The organism is Mesorhizobium sp. M1E.F.Ca.ET.063.01.1.1 (assembly GCF_003998155.1).
In the GTDB taxonomy this organism is placed as follows: Bacteria; Pseudomonadota; Alphaproteobacteria; order Rhizobiales; family Rhizobiaceae; genus Mesorhizobium.
Map to the genome: position 1 here is coordinate 1 of NZ_RZSC01000451.1, position 4826 is coordinate 4826.

A 4826-nucleotide genomic window follows, 5' to 3' on the forward strand; every position below is an offset into this window, starting at 1 on the left:
ATCACGCTTGGGCAACTGACAAAGCCCAATGCTCATAAAGCCGGATCAGGTCCGGCCGGTGTGTGGCGTAGGTGCAGTATGACGATGTGAGCCGCTACACCGTGCGCGTCTCCCAGTCTGTCCATAGACTCGGAAGAAGTCGGACCCGGTCAGTTGCAACTCCCTTTCCCAGCACTCCACTGCCCGGTAGAGCGCATGAAAAATCTCCTTTCGGGCGGTTTCTGTTCTGCCCATGCAGGATTCCAGAACATTGATGAAATCGTTTGTTTCGATGAAAGGCATCCACACTTTGGATGGTTGACACGCGTTTCAAAGATCGTGAACTACATCTCGTCGTTGTGCTCGACGCACTCCCGACAGAGCGCAACCTCATGGGCGCGGCATGCAGGATTAACCGAGCCCAGCCGGTCATGAGTGCGGCCGGCCGGGTCGGGCGATAGGCAGTCATGCCCTGCCCTTCCTGCGGGTCAAGCACTCCGAAAAAACATTTCCCCCATAAATGCTAGATCTTCCGTTGCCTTTTCGCGGGCTTCTGCGTGAGGTGAGGCACGCCATCCATGGCATGTGGCACACGCACGCGATGCCAGTGCACGGTCGTTTTCTCGGCAAGGCCGTTCTCTACCTCGACCCGCACGCGCTCGCCCTGACGGACCCGGATTTCCGGGCCTGGAACGGGCCTTCGGCGCGCAATCGAGCCCGGTTCACCCGGCCCAATGGCGTCCACTTTGGGGGCGCATGCACTGCAGACCCGCTGGACCTGATCCGGGAGAGGATGGGCGCGGCGATTGGAATAGCTATGAAAGCGCATCGGACCGTGGAACTGCGCGCGCAGACTTTCGGAGGAAGGCTCGCTTTTAAACGTTATCGTGCAACTCTGACCGTTCTTCGCCTTGGCGGGTGCCGCGGAAGAATCCCGGGTTCTGCGAGCGCTGCGAGAACACCTGCGGTCGATCCTGTACCACAATCTCGCGAAGCTCGATGCTCTCTACAAACGATGTCTTGGATTCTCACGCCCTTATTTCAGCACTTCGCTCGCTTGCCCGACTCGGCCGCGGTCAGCCTTCACCGCCAATTTTATTGGCGCAGCGACGTTCCTATCGGTTCAGGCGAAGCTTCTTGAACCTGCCGCTCTCTCGTTGCCCTGGCACGATTAATCGTCCTCTCAGTCTGTCATTGGCGGAGTCGCTCCTGAGGCGCGCGCCGGCGAGTTCGAGGAGCGCGTGGCTATCTCCTCGGTCCAGCCGGATTCCGCTGCGCGCTCAGCCAATTCCTGGAAGGCCGATTCCAAGGCGAGCTGGCATTGAAGGCCGCGGTCCGGATGGTCGACTAGCTTGGTTCCACGATCGCAATGCTTGATCGCTTCATTGCAGGCCATGGGCTCTCGCCCTCTCCTTTTGCCACACGAGGCGCCAGCTCACGTGTTGTGCGCCCCGGCAACCGCTTTCACCAGCCGCTCCAGCGATCCCGCGCGCTCCAGCTCCGCAAAGAATGATGCGGCGTGACGCTACCCAGCCGGTGCTTCTCGGCCATTTGCACACATAGGGATAGTCGACCATGAAATCGGACCGAGGCGAGGCGTTGGACGTTTCAGTCTTGGTCTGAATGCGCCGCCCACGAGCCGATCGGCCTTCTCGATGATTTGGCGCACCCTCGTTGTCGACAAGCCATGTTCCTGAGCCAGGTCGGCGAAACTCTTGCCCTTCAGAAAGCCGTCGACCAGGGCTATGTTCCTATCGACGGTCGGCTAAATCCCAGCAGGCGCGCGCAGTTTTCCGGCATCATTCCGTTTGTTCATCCGCTTGTCCGCGCCCCCTGCAAATCCTACCGGGCCAAATCGGTGCTTGGAAGACCCACTCATGTCATGGCCTCGGGAAAGTACAAGGCCGACGGTTATGTGAATACGAAAGATGCTGGCGATCACCATGATCGTTGGTGACCGCTGACCTCCCCAATGTCGGCTTCGACGGCACACCGGGAGCTCTCGGCAATGTTGAATAATTCCGTTTGAAGATGGTTGACTTCGTCGTCGAGGCTCGATCCATCAGGATCGGTATCGACGATTCTATATTTGAGAAACCCAAATTCGTTTGACTCGCGCAATTCGCTGTACGGCGTATCATCGCAAGCGCGGGATTCCGACATCCTGCGAAGTGCCCGCGTTGCTGGAATCGATTTTGCGGAAGTAAAAAGGCCCCGGCGCTGGGTCGGCGCGCAGGGCCTTCAGGCATGTACGAGCTACCAGCATGTCCAGTTATGATCGTGCGCTATCATAATGAACAAACGGTGAATGATCGCTATCCGAGGTGCAGGGCGGGCGAGATGGTGGGGCGGTGGGGGACCTGTACCGCTGCAGCGGGGCCACGAGCAGCGACTCGAGCCATGCGCCACGCTGCAGGACCTCGATTTCGGGCCAAGCCTCGAGCCCGCAACTCGCCTTGCTTCTCGGAAATCATAAGGCTTTGTGGGGCGGTTAAGCAGCGCGATATGGCCGCGGCGATACGAAGTTTTCATCTTTACCCTGTTCAGACGGTCAGGCTGCCTTCGCCGCCGGCTTGGCTGCCTTGACATGGGTTATACTGCGGCGACCGTCGACGCCGATCGGAACGTCACCGTCAACCGTAGCGCGACGCACAACCCGGTGCTGGTCGCCATAGTCGTTGACCGCATAATGCTGGTTAGCACGGTTGTCCCAGATAGCGACGTCGCCTACTTGCCAGCGCCACCGCACGGTATTTTCCGGGGCAGTGACGTAGGACTGGAACACCTCGTAGAGTTTGGCGGAATCGCTCTTGGAAAGGCCGACGAGGCGCTGCACGAAATTGCCGAGCAGCAGCGACTTCTCCCCGGTTTCCGGATGGACGCGCACGACCGGATGCTCGGTCTCGTAGATCGTCGATGTGAAAACTTCCTCGAAGTGCTTCTTCTCTTCGGCTGTGGCGCGCGGGCGCACGGCTGCGTAGTCGTAGGCATTGCTATGAATAGCCCACAGATTGTCCGCCAATATTTTGAGCGGCGCCGGCAGATTCTCGTACGCGGCGTGCGTGTTGGACCAGATCGTGTCGCCCCCCGCCGCCGGAATGACGACGCCACGTAGGACCGAGAATTTCGGATAGGCATCGACGAAAGTCACATCGGTATGCCACTGGTCTGCCCTGCCACCGCCACGGCCGGAATCGAGATTGAGGATTGAGGCCGTGCCGGCTGCCGGCCCCTGCGTGGGATGAGGTACAAGGTTACCCAGACGCCGCGCGAACAATTCCTGCTCCGCATCGTCGAGATGCTCCTGGCCGCGGAAGAAGATCACCTTGTGTTTTAGAAGAAGCTGGTTGATGGCTGCTATCGCTGCGTCCGAAAGGTCTCCACCAAGGCGAACTCCTCTGATTTCAGCTCCAACACGGCTGGTCAGCGGTACAACGTCGGAGTCAGGAATTCTCTTCGTCAAGCTCGAAAGCCAAAATCCCGGCGGATCGATCAAGGATCGCATTGCGTTGTCGATGATCGTTAATGCCGAACAGCGTGGCCAGCTCGCGCCGGGCGGTACAATCATCGAAGCGACCGCTGGCAACACAGGGCTCGGCCTGGCCTGGCGGCACGAAGCGCGTGATCGCGTGTCCAAAAGCTGACAGCGTCAGACAAATGTCAGGTTCATTACAACCAACATCTGGGCACTGACGAGGTTTTTCGAAGCAATGGGCGCTAACTGCGCGCTGAGCGCGTTGGCATGGCTTTTGAGACTGAGTGACTGTGACTGCACTTAATGGGGCAAGACGAGCGATGCGCTCCTCCCTGAACCCGTGTGCCGTCTCTGAGAGGAAACCAGCTCGTGCAGAAACCTTTGGAAATAGCTTTGGACCGCAACGTGGTATTGCAGATGGAGTCCCCGGCTCCTTCGATTAGAGTCGAGAACTGGCTGCATGGCGAGCCCCTCACGAGCTTTGAGCCCGGCAAGTGTACATAGTCGAATTTTGGGCAACTTGGTGCGGCCCATGTGTGGACGGGATGCCCCATCTGATCCAGCTGCAGGGCGTCGCCAGGCGCGCCATCTGGACAGCAGGAGCTGGACTATGGGCAAGGTAACAGGCTTTCTCGAAATCGACCGGCAGGTGCACAAGTACCAGCCGGCCTCCGACCGCATCCGGCATTTCCGTGAATTCACGCTGCCGATGTCGGACAAGGAGGTCGAGAAACAGGCCGCGCGCTGCATGGATTGCGGCATTCCGTTCTGCCACGGGCCAACGGGCTGTCCCATCCACAACCAGATCCCGGACTGGAACGACCTCGTCTACAATGGCGACTGGGACAATGCGATCCGCAACCTGCATTCGACCAACAATTTCCCGGAATTCACCGGCCGCATCTGCCCCGCACCTTGCGAGGAAGCCTGCACGCTGAACCTCGAGGACATTCCCGTCGCCATCAAGACGGTCGAGCAGGCGATCGCCGACAAGGCTTACGAGACCGGCCATATCAGGCCCTATCCGCCGGAGAAGAAGACCGGCAAGCGCGTCGCCGTCATCGGCTCCGGCCCGGCCGGCATGTCGGCTGCCCAGCAGCTCGGCCGCGCCGGCCACGACGTCCATGTCTATGAGCGCGAGAGCCGGCCCGGCGGGCTGATGCGTTACGGCATTCCCGACTTCAAGATCGAGAAGCACTATATCGACCGGCGCATCGAGCAGATGCAGGGCGAGGGCGTCACCTTCCATTGCGGCGTCAATGTCGGCGTCGACAAGCCGGTTGCCGAGCTGCTCGCCGAACATGACGCGGTGCTTTATTGCGGCGGTTCCGAAACGCCGCGCGCGGCCGGCATTCCCGGCGACGATCTCGGC

The 4826-nt window shown here is 59.9% G+C and carries 3 protein-coding genes and 4 pseudogenes; 5 read left to right on the top strand and 2 right to left on the bottom strand.

Features of this window, described 5'->3' with window-relative positions; all coding sequences use genetic code 11:
• Window positions 1–293: 293 nt before the first annotated feature.
• A pseudogene (locus EOA29_RS43225) lies at window positions 294–422 on the top strand (LysR family transcriptional regulator); the annotation flags it as partial.
• A 104-nt stretch (window positions 423–526) separates the two neighbouring features.
• Here EOA29_RS43225 and EOA29_RS25125 read toward each other — a convergent pair.
• A pseudogene (locus tag EOA29_RS25125) lies at window positions 527–673 on the bottom strand (multicopper oxidase domain-containing protein); the annotation flags it as partial.
• 993 nt (window positions 674–1666) lie between these two features.
• Between EOA29_RS25125 and EOA29_RS41645 the strand changes: the two are divergent.
• Window positions 1667–1936 carry a hypothetical protein gene (locus EOA29_RS41645; protein WP_024504272.1) on the top strand — a complete coding sequence of 90 codons (270 nt, stop codon included), beginning with the start codon at window positions 1667–1669 and terminating at the stop codon, window positions 1934–1936.
• Window positions 1937–2530: 594 nt separating this feature from the next.
• Here the strand turns inward: EOA29_RS41645 and EOA29_RS25135 are convergent.
• Window positions 2531–3484 carry a TauD/TfdA family dioxygenase gene (locus EOA29_RS25135; protein WP_024504271.1) on the bottom strand — a complete coding sequence of 318 codons (954 nt, stop codon included), beginning with the start codon at window positions 3482–3484 and terminating at the stop codon, window positions 2531–2533.
• On the opposite strand from EOA29_RS25135, the pseudogene EOA29_RS43230 reads away from it, so the two are divergent.
• From EOA29_RS43230 to EOA29_RS25150, 3 genes and pseudogenes are all read left to right on the top strand, one after another.
• A pseudogene (locus tag EOA29_RS43230) lies at window positions 3399–3584 on the top strand (pyridoxal-phosphate dependent enzyme); the annotation flags it as partial. The gene EOA29_RS25135 and the pseudogene EOA29_RS43230 sit on opposite strands and share 86 nt — an antisense overlap.
• A 275-nt stretch (window positions 3585–3859) precedes the next feature.
• Window positions 3860–4023: pseudogene (locus EOA29_RS25145) on the top strand (thioredoxin domain-containing protein); the annotation flags it as partial.
• A gap of 41 nt (window positions 4024–4064) precedes the next feature.
• Window positions 4065–4826 (top strand): glutamate synthase subunit beta (locus EOA29_RS25150; protein WP_145969785.1); only part of this gene is annotated, 762 nt, incomplete at its 3' end.

Coding starts and splice junctions, on each gene's coding strand:
- EOA29_RS41645 (WP_024504272.1), top strand. CDS start 1,667: ATGTTCCTGAGCCAGGTCGGCGAAACTCTTGCCCTTCAGAAAGCCGTC.
- EOA29_RS25135 (WP_024504271.1), bottom strand. CDS start 3,484: ATGCGATCCTTGATCGATCCGCCGGGATTTTGGCTTTCGAGCTTGACG.